18 protein-coding genes are annotated in these 16846 nt (G+C 36.0%); 15 read left to right on the forward strand and 3 right to left on the reverse strand.

Annotated elements, in window-relative coordinates; all coding sequences use genetic code 11:
* Window positions 1-181: 181 nt before the first annotated feature.
* The 5 genes from asnB to ACFQZ1_RS22770 all read left to right on the forward strand — a co-directional run bounded on the left by asnB (window position 182) and on the right by ACFQZ1_RS22770 (window position 4593).
* On the forward strand, window positions 182-2083 hold the full coding sequence (gene asnB, locus ACFQZ1_RS22750; RefSeq protein ID WP_377884417.1) for an asparagine synthase (glutamine-hydrolyzing): 1902 nt from the start codon (window positions 182-184) through the stop codon (window positions 2081-2083).
* A gap of 97 nt (window positions 2084-2180) precedes the next feature.
* A complete protein-coding gene (locus ACFQZ1_RS22755; RefSeq protein ID WP_377884418.1) occupies window positions 2181-2543 on the forward strand; it encodes a GNAT family N-acetyltransferase in 363 nt (120 codons plus the stop codon).
* A 16-nt stretch (window positions 2544-2559) separates the two neighbouring features.
* Window positions 2560-3048: a GNAT family N-acetyltransferase gene (locus ACFQZ1_RS22760; protein ID WP_377884419.1), complete on the forward strand. Its 489-nt coding sequence runs from the start codon at window positions 2560-2562 to the stop codon at window positions 3046-3048.
* Between the two features lie 18 nt (window positions 3049-3066).
* Complete coding sequence (locus ACFQZ1_RS22765) at window positions 3067-3396, forward strand: hypothetical protein (RefSeq protein ID WP_377884954.1); 330 nt, start codon at window positions 3067-3069, stop codon at window positions 3394-3396.
* A 210-nt stretch (window positions 3397-3606) separates the two neighbouring features.
* On the forward strand, window positions 3607-4593 hold the full coding sequence (locus tag ACFQZ1_RS22770; protein ID WP_377884420.1) for an N-acetylmuramoyl-L-alanine amidase: 987 nt from the start codon (window positions 3607-3609) through the stop codon (window positions 4591-4593).
* Window positions 4594-4747: 154 nt separating this feature from the next.
* Here the strand turns inward: ACFQZ1_RS22770 and ACFQZ1_RS22775 are convergent, their stop codons facing one another.
* On the reverse strand, window positions 4748-4915 hold the full coding sequence (locus ACFQZ1_RS22775) for a hypothetical protein (protein ID WP_377884421.1): 168 nt from the start codon (window positions 4913-4915) through the stop codon (window positions 4748-4750).
* Window positions 4916-5056: 141 nt separating this feature from the next.
* Window positions 5057-5509 carry a hypothetical protein gene (locus ACFQZ1_RS22780; protein WP_377884422.1) on the reverse strand — a complete coding sequence of 151 codons (453 nt, stop codon included), beginning with the start codon at window positions 5507-5509 and terminating at the stop codon, window positions 5057-5059.
* Window positions 5510-5748: 239 nt separating this feature from the next.
* Here ACFQZ1_RS22780 and dat point away from each other — a divergent pair, with 239 nt between their 5' ends.
* From dat to ACFQZ1_RS22800, 4 genes are all read left to right on the forward strand, one after another.
* Window positions 5749-6615, forward strand: a complete 867-nt coding sequence (dat, locus tag ACFQZ1_RS22785) for a D-amino-acid transaminase (RefSeq protein WP_377884423.1) — start codon at window positions 5749-5751, stop codon at window positions 6613-6615.
* Between the two features lie 130 nt (window positions 6616-6745).
* A complete protein-coding gene (locus tag ACFQZ1_RS22790; protein WP_377884424.1) occupies window positions 6746-7393 on the forward strand; it encodes a nitroreductase family protein in 648 nt (215 codons plus the stop codon).
* Window positions 7394-7663: 270 nt separating this feature from the next.
* Entirely contained in the window at window positions 7664-8152 is a 489-nt protein-coding gene (locus ACFQZ1_RS22795; RefSeq protein WP_377884425.1) for a hypothetical protein, read from the forward strand.
* A 235-nt stretch (window positions 8153-8387) separates the two neighbouring features.
* Window positions 8388-8936, forward strand: a complete 549-nt coding sequence (locus ACFQZ1_RS22800) for a cysteine hydrolase family protein (RefSeq protein WP_377884426.1) — start codon at window positions 8388-8390, stop codon at window positions 8934-8936.
* Window positions 8937-8974: 38 nt separating this feature from the next.
* Here ACFQZ1_RS22800 and ACFQZ1_RS22805 read toward each other — a convergent pair whose 3' ends face one another.
* Window positions 8975-9565 (reverse strand): class I SAM-dependent methyltransferase, encoded by a 591-nt coding sequence (locus ACFQZ1_RS22805; RefSeq protein WP_377884427.1) that lies wholly within the window; start codon window positions 9563-9565, stop codon window positions 8975-8977.
* Window positions 9566-9846: 281 nt separating this feature from the next.
* Here ACFQZ1_RS22805 and ACFQZ1_RS22810 point away from each other — a divergent pair, with 281 nt between their 5' ends.
* The 6 genes from ACFQZ1_RS22810 to ACFQZ1_RS22835 all read left to right on the forward strand — a co-directional run bounded on the left by ACFQZ1_RS22810 (window position 9847) and on the right by ACFQZ1_RS22835 (window position 16780).
* Window positions 9847-10965: a GAF domain-containing sensor histidine kinase gene (locus tag ACFQZ1_RS22810; protein WP_377884428.1), complete on the forward strand. Its 1119-nt coding sequence runs from the start codon at window positions 9847-9849 to the stop codon at window positions 10963-10965.
* Between the two features lie 13 nt (window positions 10966-10978).
* A complete protein-coding gene (locus ACFQZ1_RS22815) occupies window positions 10979-11614 on the forward strand; it encodes a response regulator (RefSeq protein WP_377884429.1) in 636 nt (211 codons plus the stop codon).
* A gap of 163 nt (window positions 11615-11777) precedes the next feature.
* Window positions 11778-12314 carry an NADPH-dependent FMN reductase gene (locus ACFQZ1_RS22820; RefSeq protein WP_377884430.1) on the forward strand — a complete coding sequence of 179 codons (537 nt, stop codon included), beginning with the start codon at window positions 11778-11780 and terminating at the stop codon, window positions 12312-12314.
* A gap of 1 nt (window position 12315) precedes the next feature.
* Window positions 12316-13545, forward strand: a complete 1230-nt coding sequence (locus ACFQZ1_RS22825) for an MFS transporter (RefSeq protein ID WP_377884431.1) — start codon at window positions 12316-12318, stop codon at window positions 13543-13545.
* Window positions 13546-13980: 435 nt separating this feature from the next.
* Window positions 13981-15699: an alpha-keto acid decarboxylase family protein gene (locus tag ACFQZ1_RS22830; RefSeq protein WP_377884432.1), complete on the forward strand. Its 1719-nt coding sequence runs from the start codon at window positions 13981-13983 to the stop codon at window positions 15697-15699.
* Window positions 15700-16222: 523 nt separating this feature from the next.
* On the forward strand, window positions 16223-16780 hold the full coding sequence (locus ACFQZ1_RS22835) for a YdcF family protein (RefSeq protein WP_377884433.1): 558 nt from the start codon (window positions 16223-16225) through the stop codon (window positions 16778-16780).
* Window positions 16781-16846 lie beyond the last annotated feature (66 nt).

Genomic DNA, 16846 nt, shown 5'->3' on the forward strand with positions numbered 1-16846 from the left:
AAATGCCTAAATGTGAGTGTGTTTTTTTCAGTTGTGTAAGAAATTGAAAGTTGATAAAGGATAAGATAAGAATAGGAGCGGTTTTTTTGTACTTTTTGTCGCCATATTGTTATGATTATGCTAGTATAAATAGGGTTAGTAGTATAGAAAAAGAATGAAAACCGAAAGAGGGTAAGAAAGTATGTGTGGTTTTGTAGGATGTTTATGTGAAAACCCTAGAGAGTTTTCGGCAGAAGAAAAACATCAATTTGAAAATATGAATACGATTATCTTTCATCGTGGTCCAGATGATGAAGGGTACTTCCGTGATGAACATGTACAATTTGGCTTCCGCCGTTTAAGTATTATTGACTTAGAGGCAGGACATCAGCCGTTAACGTATGAAAATGATCGTTATGTAATTATTTTTAATGGTGAAATTTATAACTATGTAGAGCTTCGTGAAATGCTTCTTGAAAAAGGTGCAACATTTGCGACGCAATCTGATACAGAAGTAATCATTGCATTGTATGCTCATATGAAAGAAAAATGTGTAGATTACCTACGTGGTATGTTTGCATTTATGATTTGGGATCGCGAAGAGAAAAAACTTTTCGGTGCGCGTGATCATTTCGGTATTAAGCCACTTTACGTTGCACAGCACGGAGATACAACGTTCTTTGCATCTGAAAAGAAAAGTATCTTACATGTGATGGAAGATAAAGGGGTAAACCCAGCTTCTCTACAACATTACTTTACGTATCAATATGCTCCGGAGCCTGAAACATTAACAGTGGATATTAACAAAATTGAGCCGGGTCATTACTTTGTAAAAGAGCTTGGGAAAGAGATGGAAATTCGCCGTTATTGGCAACCATATTTCAATGCATCTGATGCAACGAAAGAAGAGCATATTCAAGCAATTCGTGACGTATTATACGATTCTGTGAAAATGCATATGCGCAGTGATGTACCAGTAGGTTCATTCTTATCTGGTGGTATTGATTCATCTATTATCGCATCTATTGCAAGAGAAATGAATCCGAATCTGTTAACATTCTCTGTTGGTTTTGAGCGCCGTGGCTTTAGTGAAGTTGATGTAGCGAAAGAGACAGCAGAAAAATTAGATGTAAAAAACTATAGTGTATTCGTAACACCGCAAGAATTCATGAATGAATTCCCAAAAATTATGTGGCATATGGATGATCCATTAGCGGACCCAGCAGCTGTACCATTGTATTTCGTTGCGAAAGAAGCGCGTAAACATGTAACTGTTGTTCTTTCTGGTGAAGGTTCAGACGAGCTGTTTGGTGGATATAATATTTATCGTGAACCAAACTCTTTAAAAATGTTCTCTTACATTCCTAGCCCAGGAAAACGTGTGTTAAAAGCGTTAAGTGGTGCATTAAAAGAAGGATTTAAAGGAAAGAGCTTCTTAGAGCGCGGATGTACACCAATTGAAGAACGTTACTATGGAAATGCGAAAATCTTCCGTGAAGAAGAGAAAGCAGCACTTATGAAGCACTACGATGAGAGTGTTAATTACATGGATATTACGAAGCCACTGTATGATGATATTAAGAACTATGACGATGTAAGCAAAATGCAATACATTGATATGTTCACGTGGTTGCGCGGCGACATTTTATTAAAGGCTGATAAAATGACGATGGCACATTCATTAGAACTTCGTGTACCATTTTTAGATAAAGAAGTATTTGATGTTGCATCGAAAATTCCAACAGAATTAAAGATTGCAAATGGTACAACAAAAGCAATTTTACGTGAAGCAGTACGCGGTATTGTACCGGATCATGTATTAGATCGTAAGAAGCTAGGATTCCCAGTACCAATTCGTCACTGGTTAAAAGATGAAATGCATGATTGGGCTGTAAATATCATTAAAGAAAGCAAAACAGAGCATTTAATCGACAAGCAGTACGTATTAAACTTATTAGAAGCACATTGTGCAGATAAAGGCGATTACAGCCGTAAAATTTGGACAGTACTTGCATTTATGGTATGGCATCAAATTTTTGTTGAGCATAAATATGATACAAATGTGTTCCATGAAGAAACAAAGCGTGCTTATAGCTTAGTATAAATAGAAAACCTTAAGATAACATTGTTATCTTAAGGTTTTTTTCATAAATACTTGTCCTACTTGATACAATAATAATAAGAATGAAGGTGAAATAGTTATGTTAACGTTTGAAAAAGTGATAGATGAAACAAACCTAGTTGTAGAAGAAATGTTTTCTTCTCATGACTTACCAGCTGCTCAAGATGTAGCGTATTGTATAAAAGCAGACGATACATACGTAGGGATTATTGATTATTCTCTGCAACAAAGTAAAGCAATTTTATCGTATCTTCTCATTCATCATGATTATGAAGGATACGGGTATGGAACAAATGCTTATTACACGTTTGAAGAAATCGTCAAAAGAGACGACGTGAAAGAGATTGAAGTCACACTTACAGATAAGAATGAAAGAGTGATAGCGTTTTTTGAACAATTTGGCTTTCAACAAAATAATCATGTCTATATAAAGCAATTGTAATGGGGGAGACGAAGAAATGGAAATTCGCAGCGCATATAGAGAAGATGTAAGAGCTATTTTACATATATATAATGATGCAATTGTACATACAACCGCTACATTTGATTTGCAAGAGAAATCATTAGCCGAAATGAATGTATGGTTTGATACACATAATGAAATGTACCCAGTCATCGTTGCTGAAGAAGATGGTATTGTACTTGGTTATTGCTCTTTATCTCCATTTCGGGAAAAAGAGGCATATAAGCAGACGGTAGAAATTTCAGTTTATGTGGAAAAGCAAGCGCGCGGAAAAGGTATTGCGAAGAAATTAATAGAGCGCATACTTCAACTAGCAGAGGAATTGAAGCATCATACTATTATTGCTGGGATTACAAATGGGAATGACATAAGTGTGAAGTTGCATGAACAGATGGGATTTTCATATGTAGGATGTTTTCGAGAGGTTGGCTATAAGTTTAATGAGTGGCAAGATGTGTTATTTTATCAGTACATTATAAAATAAGGTGGGAAGTGTATGAGAGTGACACTAGCGCTTATTCTAGTTCTAAGTTGTTTTTTATTTGCAGAGTTGTTTCAGTTACTTGTGAAAAATATATTGAATAAGAAGCGTACACCATATGAGTGGCGATATTTCCCTTTGTTTTCTATACTTTTTCTTGCACTATACACTTTGCAAAAAGTCACTCTTTTTCCACCACCAATTGCAATTTTTTTGAAATTAGGTTTGCTATATAGCTGTATTGGTCTAGGAATTCTATTCTGTCTATTTTGTATGAGATATGTACACTATCAAACTTATATTTTTATTTTAAATTGGTTGAAACGAGATGATAAGAACCGTCTTTCATAAGGCGGTTTTTGTTTATCCTGCTATTTGCAGACAGTAAGACCCCCACCTTAAGCTTGAGAGAGAAGCAAAGAAAATAGCAGTGGGGGATGAAGAAAACCTCCACTGATGGAAGTTTCATTGTATCATTGCACATTCTATCAATTTTATGAATAAAATAAGACAAGCACAATAATATGTGTTTTAATGGCAGGAAAAGAAAGGGAATGATTGATGAAACTTGTCATTGATGCAGGCCATGGTGGATACGATTCCGGTGCTGTTGGAAATGGCTTAGTAGAAAAAAATCTTACGTTACAAATTGCACAGCGTGTTCATGATATTTTACTAGCGAACTATTATGTGGACATTGAAATGACACGTGAAAGTGATGTATACGTAGCATTATCACAACGAGCAAATATCGCTAATTCATATAATACGGATTTTTTCATTTCATTTCATATTAATAGCGGTGGGGGGACAGGCTATGAAGACTATATTTATAACGGTCTTCCAAGCGGTAGTTCTGCAGTAGGAAAACAAGCGAAAATGCATGAAGCAGTACGCCCCGTTTTAGATCAGTATGGATTAAAGGACCGCGGTGCTAAAATGGCGAATTATGCAGTATTAAGAGAAACAGCTATGGACGCTCTCTTAACAGAAACAGCATTTATTGACACAACATTTGATGCGAATTTACTAAAGAATCAACGATTTATTGAAGATTTATGTCAAGCTTATACACGTGGTATTGTGAATATAATGGGACTATCTGCAAAAGCGAATCCGAATCCTCCAGCACCAAATCCGCAAATAATTGGTGTAGCAAATATTCTGGGAACGAACGTAAATTTACGAACAGGTCCTTCAACGAGCTACTCAGTTATTCGTAAGTTAAATGCACCAGAATCGTATGTTGTTTATCAAGAGAATAATGGATGGTTAGGTCTTGGAGCAAATGAATGGATTTATTATGATTCGTCTTATATACAGTATATGAAGTATAGAAATCAAGATGGGAGCCCAATTGGTTTAGCCAAAATTCGCGGAACAAACATCAATTTACGAACAGGACCATCAACTAGCGATTCGGTTATTCGTAAGTTAAATGCACTAGAATCGTATGTAGTGTATCAATATCAAAATGGTTGGCTTGATCTTGGAGCTAGTCAATGGATATATTATGATCCATCTTATATTGAATATACTTCTTATTAATTAGAAGAAAAGAATCCATGCTTTTATGGATTCTTTTTTATCTTAATTTTGTCAGATGCATCATAAAAAACTAGGGTTCCTTGTATTTTACAGGATCCCCTAGTTTTTTATGAGTGGAAAGGTATATTTTGTGAAATTGCAAAAAGGCATTCCATTACGATAATTGCTTGAAATAATAACGTTTTCTTTTATTCATTCGTAGCTTTTGGCGCTGTTCCTTGTGAAATCGCTGCTTCCAATTTTGACTATAATAATGAATAGAACGCACAATTAAAGGTGAAAATGCTCCACTGAAACTATTATATCCTTCGAGGAATCCCAAGCTAATCCCCCCTTTATTAAAAGATAAAAAACTGTGGGAATTAGATACCTTAAACAGTTTACGTTAAATATTTTATGTATATATATATGTTATGAGCAAGTCCTTTTGTAGATTATGTTAGCGTTTAAGGGAAGAAGTAATTTAAGTTACTGTAATTTTATCTTTTACAAATGTATAAATAGTTTGAAATTGTTCATCTGGAATATGTGTAACGCGTTCTTCTTTTAATGCAGAAGAAATAGGTTTTTTAAAATAAATTACATTTGTTTTTACCCCTAAAATATGACCAGTATGAGCAATGCAGCGTGTGAAGTCACGGTAATGTAATGTGTGACATTTTGTTGTTAGACCTTGTTGCTCAGCCATGATAATTTGTCTATCAGTAAAAAATAAAAAGCCAATTGCTGTATGACGAAATGCCCCAGTTGATAAGTGATAGAAGAGCTCGTTAGGTGCTAGTTCTCTTTTTAACATTGTGATCGCATGTAAATAGAATTGCTGCATCTTTGCTGGAAGTACAGGGGCTACAGTTGTTAATTCATCATAAGTGAAACAGCTATAGTTTGTTTTAATTTCTATATTTTGGATATACACATGTGTTCTCCTTTTGAATATTTTGAAATAACGATATTATTATAAAACAAAATTCACTGTAGATAAATTAGAAAATCTATTAAATTCGAGTTTAAATCGTGTTTTTAATTTTATGGCCTTCTTAAGAATAACAATAAATGTAGAGATACTCTTTATTGTTTGAAATTAAAGAAAATTATTACTTTTAGAACGATATAAGTTGTAAAATGGAAGTATATACGAAGAGGAGGCGAGAGATTATGAAAAGTACTCATAAAGATTGGATTTTATTTAATGGAAGCATTGTGAATACGAAAGAGAAAGAACCAATGATTTCATTAGAAGAGAGAGGGTTACAGTTTGGGGATGGGATATATGAAGTATTTCGTTTATATGATGGAAAGCCTCATTTATTAGATCTCCATTTAAATCGTTTCTTCCAATCTATGGAGGAAATTGAATTAGAACCGCCATTTACAAAAGAAGAGCTCATTTCTCAATTGCAACAATTGATTGAAAAAAATGAATTCGAAGAAGATGGAAATGTATATATTCAAATTTCAAGAGGGGTACAACCTAGAAATCACTTATTTGAACTAAACCTCCAACCTACATATTTTGCAAATATCGTACCATTTTCAAGGCCAACTACTCTTATAGAAAATGGAATTAAAGCGACAGTAGCTGAAGATATTCGCTGGCATCGTTGTCATATTAAATCTCTTAATTTACTTCCTAATATCATGATTAAAAATAAAATTGCAAAAGAAGGCTATTATGAAGCGATTTTAGTTCGTAATGGCATTGTAACAGAAGGGTGTCATTCTAATTTCTTTATCGTAAAAAATGGAACCCTTATTACACACCCTGCGAATCAATTTATTTTATATGGAATTACACGCCATCATGTTATTTCCTTAGCAAAGAAATTGAACATTCCTGTAGAAGAACGACAATTTTCTCTTCAAGAAGTTTATGGTGCGGATGAGTGTTTCTTTACAGCTACACCCATTGAAATTGTACCAGTGACGCAAATTGGAGAAGATTGGTATCAAACGGGAGAACAAAAAATTATAAGAAAGTTGCAGGAAGCATATAAAGAAAGTATTTATATTATGAACACATAGTAAAATCAGTTTTATTAGTAAGTAGAGTCAATTGTTAAAAAGCTGGAACATGTCCAGCTTTTTTTAGTTATATGATATAATCAGACAGGTAGGGATTTTGAAAACGTTATAAAAGGGGATTTTGAATTATATGGATTATCAAGCATTTAAAGATATTATTCATGGACGCCGTAGCGTTCGTAAATTTACAGAGCAAGATGTTTCTGTGGAAGATATCGAAGAAATTATTGATTGTGCGAGATATGCACCGAGTGATACAAATTCGCAAACGTGGGAATTTATCGTTATTATGAATCGTGAAAAAATCAAAGACATAGAAGAAATGACATGGAACGCATTACATAAACGAGCAGAAGAGGCAACAGAAAAAGGAGAAGAAAAAGCAGGAAAGTTATTGACTCGTTCTTTTGGACCATATGCAACAGCTTTTTCAGATGCTCCTGTTTTAATCATTTGCTTAGCAACACCATATCAGTCTAAGTTTCGTGAAAAAATTTTTGATCCGATTGATTTTGTTCCAGAATCTATTTGGGAAGAAGAAGGAATTAAAAGCAGCTGTTTAGCTGCACAAAACTTAATGCTCGCAGCACATGCACGTGGTCTTGGTACATGTCCAATGACAGGCCCGGTGTTACTAGCACAGGATGAACTAAGAAGCTATTTACAAATTGAATCTAATAAACAAATTAATATGGTAATTGCATTAGGGCATCCAAAGGACCAGCCGAAAAAGTTAGCTCGAAAAGAAGTGGCGGAAATTACAAAGTTTATCATATAAAGTAAAACTTTATTGATAGGGGTAAACGTTGAAATAATCTTAGTTGTAAGGACTAAGATTATTTTTCGTGTAGATAGGTTGTAAAGAATGCAAAAAAGATTTACTAAAAATTTCTTAAAAAAATAATGATGATAATAGGGGGATAAGTGTGGTACAGTTAGTTGTGTAAAAGTAACATGCTTTGTTTATGAAAGTGTTCTAAATAGATGTAAATATTCGAGAGTTATTTTAATATAATAAATTAACATTAAGATACAGGGGGAATGGATTTTGAAAAAATTCATAATCACTGGATTATCTATTATGTTGTTAGCGGGCTGCGGAGTAACAAAAGAAAAGAAAGTTAAGGAAGAAAGGCAGCAAGAACAAACTGTTAATGCGCAGCAGGAAAGTAAATATTCATTCCCAGAAGGGATCACTTCAGTTGGTGAAGGAAAAGTGAAAGTAATTACACCAGATGGTACATCAGAAAACGGGAATGTGCCTGTAGTATTTATAAAAAAAGATACGATTATTCAGCAAGTAGAAATCGAACTTGCAAATTTCCAAGAGGATAAAGAAATGTTTATATATATTGATAAGCAATTTGAAAAAACGTATCAAGCAAGCGAAGTAAAACAAACGACAATTGCATTGAAAGAAAAGACATTACAACCAGGTATTCATACCGTAACAGCAATACAGTATGAAAATAATGATCCGAATGGAAAAGTAATCAACTTTGCACAGGCGAAGTTTGAAAATAAACCAGCACAGTAAGAAGAAATCTGCTTTATGAGCAGGTTTCTTTTGCTTTTATCCCGCTACTTTTGGGTAGTGAGACCCTCAACTCAAGATTCAAAGAAAGCGAAGAAGGTAGGTGGGGGATGAAGAAAACCTCCACTGATGGAAGTTTCACTTTATAGGGATTTTTGTAACAAATGTCGAATATGTAATAAGGCGTCGTTATAACGCGTTTTCTATTGTTTACTGTGAAACGAAAGGGAGAGAAAAGATGAAACGAGCACTTATTAATATTGATTATACATATGATTTCGTAGCGGAGGATGGAGCATTAACATGTGGAAAACCAGCGCAAGTTATAGAAGAGTCTATTGTAGAAATAACAAAGCAGCATATTGAAAATGGAGATTATGTTGTGTTTGCTGTTGATAAACATGTAGAAAAGGATCGTTATCATCCAGAGGCTAAATTATTTCCATCGCATAATATAGCGGGTACGCAAGGAAGAGGCTTATATGGTGAATTGCAAAATGTATATGAAAAATACAAAGATAATGAAAATGTATACTATATGGATAAAACACGGTACAGTGCTTTTGCGGGAACGGACTTAGAAATTAAGCTTCGCGAAAGAGGAATACTAGAAGTACATCTCGTTGGTGTCTGTACGGATATTTGTGTGCTACATACAGCAGTTGATGCTTATAACAAGGGGTTTCGTATCGTAGTGTATGAAAAAGCAGTTGCCTCATTTAATGAGCAGGGGCATGAGTTTGCATTACAGCACTTTAAGTCCTGTTTAAATGCGGAAGTAAAGTAGGAAAAACCGCCAGAATAATAAGGGTTCTGGCGGTTTCGTTATTTTCTTGCAACTATACAAATCGATCCCCTATATTCATGAAATACCACATTGTTATATCCAGTTTCTTTTAGTAATTTTTTTATATCTTCTTTTGTTTTAAATTGTGTCATATGATAATTTATTTTGTAGAGTTCAGCCACAATGATAAAATAGCCATTTGGTTTTAATACCCGAAATATTTCTTTCACATCGTTTGCTAAGTTTGGCCAAAAGTAATGGGTTTGAAATGCAGTAATAACATCAAAAAAGTGATTTGAAAAAGGAATAGAAGATACGCTTGCTTTTTTTATAAGAACTTTCCCGGATTTCACAGCTTCTTTATTCATTTTTATAGAGTCTTCTACTGCTTTTTCGGAATAATCTATGCCGTATACTTTTCCATACAGGTTCATTTTAGAGAGAGTATGTATTGTTTTTCCTCCACCGCAGCCTATATCGAGTATTATCGCTCTCTCATTAATTTTAATTTTGCTTAAAGCCCATTTTGTCATATTCGCATGAGCCACATTCATGATACATAACATAGATGATCCGACAACACCTTGTGGATTTTTAGCTTGTTTAATTAACCTGTTTAATAAACTCAATTCCCTCGCGCCTTTCTTACCTTGTTTTAATGTACAAAAATCTTCATTGTTAGCAATTCCCTTGTATATTTTCCCTATATTTCCTCTTAATTCCTTTATATGGAAGAGAAATGTGCTTTTTTATTTCTGGGAAGTAAAATCCTTACCCTCAAGATTATGAAGAAGCAAGGAAAATAGGCTGGAGATAGTTGCTGGAATTTAATTAAATAGTGATGGGAAATTCGTTTCATTTGTAGTATTTAGAAATTTCTTGATGCTATAATTATAAAAGGTGATGGAACATGAATGAAAATGAAAAACAAATGCATCGATTGCAAGCGCTCAAAGAAATTGCGGAGTTATTAAACGAAGCAACGGATTTGCAGAAAATGTTAAAAAAGGTACTACATACGCTATTACAAGTTATGAATTTGCAAACAGGATGGGTTTTTTTTATTGATGAAAAGGGAATGCATCAAATGCTTGTTGATACAAACTTGCCACCAGCACTTACACGGGAAGGAAAGAAACCAATGTGTGAAGGGGATTGCTGGTGTATTGATCGATTTGTAGCTGGACGTTTGCAAAAAGCAACAAATATTATTGAATGTAAGCGAATAGAGGATGCGATTGAATATAAATGGGGAGAAACAGAAAGTATTACTCATCATGCGACGATTCCGCTTCAAGCAGGAGAAGAAAAGTTTGGATTGTTAAACGTTGCTTCTCCTCATAAAACGCACTTTACAGAGGAAGAATTAGCTTTATTAGAAGCGATTGCTTTTCAAATCGGGACAACGATTCAACGAATTAGGCTAGTTGAGAAGGAGCAGAAATATGTAGTCGTTGCAGAAAGAAATCGATTAGCACGTGATTTACATGATTCTGTCAAACAGCTTCTCTTTTCAATTATGTTAACAGCTAGAGGAACGATTGATATGACGAAGAATAAAGAATTACAAGAGATGTTGATGTATATAGGAGAGTTATCACAAGAAGCGCTGCAAGAGATGACATTATTAATTTGGCAATTACGGCCTGAAGGTTTAGAAAAAGGTCTTGCTGAAGCGATTCAGAATTATGGGAATTTACTTGGTATCCATGTAACCATGCGAATTGATGGAGTTATTTCGATAAGCGATGAAATGGAAGAAATGCTATGGCGTATTAGCCAAGAGGCGCTCCATAATTGTAAAAAACATGCTTCTTGTGAAAAAGTATTTGTACATATAAAAATAGAAAACAATATGTTGAAGTTTCAGATTGAGGATGACGGTGTAGGATTTATTAAAGAAAAAGTAAGAGATTCTGCGCTTGGTTTGAAAAATATGCAAGAGCGTATTGAGTTAATGAAAGGAAAGTTTTATATTCAAACGAAACCGGGAGAAGGAACAAAAATTGGGATTCAATTACCCATTTGAAGGGGGAAATCCATTGAAAATAAAACTACTACTTGTAGAGGATCATCATATTGTACGAAGAGGTCTCGTTTTCTTTTTAAAAACAAAAGAGGAGTTTAATATTATTGGTGAAGTGGGAGATGGAGAAGAAGCGTTGCAATTTATTCAAAAAGAACGACCTGATGTTGTATTAATGGATGTGTCTATGCCGAAAATGGACGGAATCGAAGTAACGAAGCGTATGAAACAATATGATCCATCTATTAAAATACTAATGTTAAGCAGTTTTTCAGAACAAGATTATGTTCTTCCAGCACTTGAAGCAGGTGCAGATGGATATCAATTAAAAGAAGTACAACCGGATCAACTTGTAGCTTCTATTATTGCAGTTCATCAAGGGAATGCTAATTTCCATCCGAAAGTAACTTCTGCTTTTTTAGGACGCCAAGCAACAGTTGAGACAAAGCAAGATAGTTTATCTATGTTAACGAAGCGGGAAAAAGAAGTGTTGCGAGAAATCACCAAAGGGAGAAGTAATAAAGAAATTGCTGCAGAACTACATATTACAGAACAAACTGTAAAAACGCATGTTTCAAATGTTCTTGCTAAATTAAATGTAGATGATCGAACGCAAGCGGCTCTATATGCGGTAAAGAACGGTGTTATATAGGAAGAATGAATTGAAATAAAACAGGAACTCATACGAAAGTATGAGTTCCTGTTTTATTTTTTCATACTATTTTCTCAATCGTTTTCCGTCTTTTTTACGGTTTATGAGAGGGAATTTTCTGATAATATAAATGTATAAATTCAAACAAGGGAGAGAAATAATCATGAAACTAGTTGTAATTAACGGTACACCACGTAAATCTGGTAAAACTCGCGTCATTGCAAAGCATATTGCGGAGGCTTTTAAAGGAGAATTATATGATTTAGCTATTGAAGCACTTCCATTATATAACGGAGAAAATTCTCAATATGAATTACAAGCAGTAGCAAAATTAAAGAAACTTGTAAAAGAAGCAGATGGAGTTGTACTATGCACACCTGAGTATCATAATGCAATGAGTGGTGCTTTGAAAAATGCATTTGATTTTCTTGGAAGCAGCGAGTTTATGCATAAGCCAGTTGGGCTTCTTGCGGTTGCAGGCGGTGGTAAAGGCGGTATAAATGCCTTAAATAGTATGCGCATTGTTGCAAGAGGGGTATATGCAAATGTTATTCCGAAACAAGTTGTCATTGATAGTCTTCACGTACAGAACGGAGAATTGGGTGAAGAGGCAAAACCACTTGTTGCGGATTTATTAAAAGAATTGAGAGGATACATGAGCATCTTTCCAGAACTGAAAAAACAATTAGGAGCTGATTAATATGTCATCTCTTTACCGCGATTCTCGGTTGTACTATATTCTTGGAGCTAATAGCTTATCTGCGATTGGCTCCGGCATTACGATGATTACGATTTCGTGGCTGCTTGTAACGTCACCAGGTGGAAATACAATGTTTGGCTATATTTCGATTATATCCACACTTGTTATGTTTTTGTGTACACCATTTATTGGACATTGTATTGATCGTTTTTCTCGTAAAACGCTACTCTTAGTGAATGAAGCCATCGGAGCAATTGCTGTCGGCATTATGGTATGTTGGGGATTTACCGGTCATTCCTATGAAACAATACATTATATTGTGCTATATATAACAGGTTCATTTTACTATTTAGTATTTTATCCGAACATTTTTGCCTTTAATCAAGAAGTATTTGCACCGGAGCATTATAAATCATTAAGTGGAACGATGGAAATACAGGGACAATTGACACAAGTTATTGCTGGTGCGGTTGCCAGTTTTATGATTACAATTGTTGCTGTGAAATGGATTTTATTTATCAATATGTTAGCGTATGTAGGTGCATTTATATTATTATCATTTACTCCTTATACAAGACAGAGAACAGAAAGCGGAAAACAACCATTCACAAAACAAATTTTTGAAGGCATTCATTTTATGAAGAAAAGAAAGAAATTATTTTGGTTTCTATTTGCGACATATATGCCGTTTATCGGTGTTATGATGACAAATTATTTAATGCCTGTGTACATTTCGGATGTATTAAAGGAAAGTGGATCCGTATACGGCACGGAAGGAATGATGTACGGTATCGGTGCAATGCTTGCAGGGATTGGCATTCCAATTCTTATGAAATATGTAAAAACAGAAGTGTCAATTGTATTAACAGTGCTCATATATACAATTTCAATTACCGTAATGGTTCTAAAACCATCAGTCTTTTTACTATATGGTCTTGCTATTTTTATGGCGATGGGAAATGCCGGCACGCGTGTTGCACGCAATGTGCTCATGATGGAACAAGTTCCAAACGAAGTAATTGGCCGTGTGGATAGTCTATTTCGATTTGTTGGTACAGGTGTACGCGTTATTCTTCTTCTTGTCTTTACAACGTTTGTATCTCAAATTGGTGTTATGATTCCGTTTTATGCACTGAGCATTTTATTAGTTGTTGCAACGTGTATAGGATTTTTATATTTGAAAGTGAAGCAGCAAGAACGAATTCATATTACCAATAAAACAGTTGTATAGTAGCGAATCTAATACACATCATATAGATGTAACATTCTAAAAAAGGTGTGAAATGATATGGGAAAAACAAAAGCATTAGGTTCAGCTAAGCATAAAGGAAATCAAACACAGGATCATACTTCTTCAAAGAAAGCACGCAATGCCCAAAATGCAGGGCAGCGTCAAGGTTAGAAAAATAGCGAGGATTTAATTTAAAGACATATAAACATTAACAGTAAAGATAGTAAGGATTGATTATCCCTACTATCTTTTTTTATAATATCATTTCGTCAACGCCTTACTTTACCATTACTTGAACAAAATAATTAAAGGATATAACGTACAGAAGATCGCTCATCGCTCCGCATGCCGGATAACCTGTTTAATGAAGGGGAACATTAAAAGGGTACTATTACACAGAACAAGCCCCAAAAATGGATAAGGAGTGAGTGAGCAATGGATAACATGATGGCGGAGGGCGGCTCTGGCTCGCCAACCGGAACGGCTCAAAAAACAGTTGGCCAGTATTTGTTCGATTGCTTGAAGATGGAGGGCATTACCGAAATTTTCGGCGTCGCAGGGGACTATAATTTTACATTGCTTGATGCTCTGGAACGGTATAATGGCATCCGATTTATAAGTGGAAGGAACGAACTAAACTCGGGTTATGCTGCGGATGGCTACGCAAGAATCAAAGGCATGTCCGCTCTTATTACGACCTTTGGGGTCGGGGAGCTCAGCGCCTGCAATGCGATAGCGGGAGCCAACAGCGAGCATGTGCCAATCATTCACATTGTGGGTGCGCCTCCTGAGAAAGATCAAAAGGAGCATAAGCTGATGCACCACACCCTAATGGATGGAAATTTTGATATCTTCCGGAAGGTGTATGAGCAGATTACGGTGTATACCGCGGTGCTTACTCCGGAAAACGCCAAGATTGAAATTCCGGCTGCGATTCGCATTGCTAAGGAAAAGAAAAAGCCGGTATACCTGGTTGTGGCAGATGATTTAGTGAACAAGCCGATCACTGCCCGGAAAGAGCCGATGCCGCCGCGTCCAACGTCTAACCTAAAAACCCTTCAGGCTGCGGCGGATCACGTCCGTCGGCTGCTAGAGCGTGCTCACAGGCCAGTTATCCTGGTGGATGTCAAAACAATGCGCTTTGGCCTTCAGACAGCAGTTCGGCGGCTGGCCGACGCTATGAACGTGCCTGTTGTGACGATGATGTTTGGGAAGGGGGCATTCGACGAAACCCATCCAAATTATATCGGAATGTACCTAAGCTCTTTCGGAAGTTCTGAAGTCCAAAGTACGGTGGAAAATGCAGACTGTATCATTGCGGTCGGGATGTTATGGGCGGACACCAACACCGCGAATTTTACCGCAAAGCTGAACCCGCTGGTGACTATCAATATTCAACCGGACATGGTCAAGGTCGCTGAGGCAGAATATCCGAATGTTTTTGCAGCCGACATGCTGCGTGCAGTGCAGAAGGTGGGTTACATAGGTCAAGGTTTGGCGGGAAATTTGTTATTCCCTTACGATCAAGTCACAGCTAGTGCCGAAGAGCCTCTAATGGCGGCCGGCTATTATCCCCTTTTTCAGCGCATGCTGAAAGAAGGCGATATTGTGATCGCCGAGACAGGGACGTTCTACAATGGAATGGCTGAGGTGAGACTGCCGAGCAATGTAACATATATTGGGCAAGGAGGCTGGGGGTCCATCGGTTACGCAACCCCCTCAGCGTTCGGTGCCATTATCGCCGCGCCGGAAAGCCGGGTGTTGCTGTTTACAGGTGACGGCTCCTTGCAATTAACAGCCCAGGAGATCAGTTCCATGCTCTATTACGGCTGCAAGCCCATAATCTTCGTCTTGAACAACGATGGTTATACGATTGAGAAATATTTGAATGTCAAAACAGAGGATCAAAAGTACAACCAAATCCCTCGATGGTCTTACACCAAGCTGGCCGAAGTCTTTGGAGGCAACGCGTTTACCGTTACGGTCCGGACCTATGGAGAGCTTAATCACGCTATAATCCAAGCTGAAAAGGAACGTGCCGAAAGACTCTGTATCATTGAAATGATCGCTGGGAATCCGATGGACGCACCCGAATATATGCGACAGATGCGCAGTTATACGGAGAGGCAGGAGATGCAGCGCAGCCAGAAATAGTCTCGAATAATACGAGTGTTCCTGAAAGATGGATCTGATCTTTAAGGGGGTACCCTTGAAAAATGGTTATGGAGAAAAATTAGCATTTTTAAGCCGCTCCCTTCTATTAGCTACCTATACTTTGCTAAGCAATTCTTTCTGTTACTCCCAGATGGATTAAAAATACCATTATTTTGATGGTGTTTTTAACTCATGTGAACATTATGGATTATCTAAAAAAATGGCGTTCCATGTGGGTAAGAGTTAATAGGAAGAACTTGGAGTTTTCATTGTGAATTATTACACTTAAACTTACGGGTGTGATTCTTCAACAAGAAATATGGTTTGTATATAAGAAAGCCTGTATCTATGATTACTAAGTAATCATAGATACAGGCTTTTAAATTCAATCTTTATAAGTCTTTATATATGTTTAATATGATATCTCGCTATTTTTTTGAAATCAAGTGCGGACTACAAGATAAACTACTTCTGCATAATCCCTTTCTTTTATATAATAAAAAGAAAGGGAGAGAACTGCTATATGAATAAATGGTTTTTATTATTACTGTTGTTATTGCCGCCATTATATGTTGTTTATATGACATACCGCATTAAGAAAATTGCTAATGAAAAGGTAAGTCATACAGCACCGTACGTTTTAGTGTTAGGTGCAAAATTATTTGGAGATAAACCGTCATTATCACTACAAAATCGATTAGATGCAGCGCTAGGTTATTTACAGTTGCATCCAGAAGTAAAAGTAGTTGTATCTGGTGGGCAAGGAGACGACGAGGATATTCCAGAAGCACTTAGTATGTGCCGTTATTTAATGGGAAACGGTATTGAAAAAGAACGGATTTTACTCGAAGATCGTTCTACAAGTACATATGAAAATATAAAGTTTTCTATTGATTTATATGATGTGAAGCATGCGGTTGTAGTAAGCAACACTTATCATTTATACCGAACAAAAATTATTGCAAATCGTTTAGGGATGAGGATGGAATCGCTTGCTGCACCAACGCCAAAGCGTTCAAAGAAAAAGGCATATATACGTGAATATGCTGCTATTATGAAAACAATTTTAGTGGATCATTAGGGCTCAAAATAGAGCTCTTTTTTATTTTGAGAAAACAAATCATTTGAAAATAGCTGGAATTTCCAT

The organism is Bacillus sp. CGMCC 1.60114 (genome assembly GCF_042676365.1).
In the GTDB taxonomy this organism is placed as follows: Bacteria; Bacillota; Bacilli; order Bacillales; family Bacillaceae_G; genus Bacillus_A; species Bacillus_A rhizoplanae_A.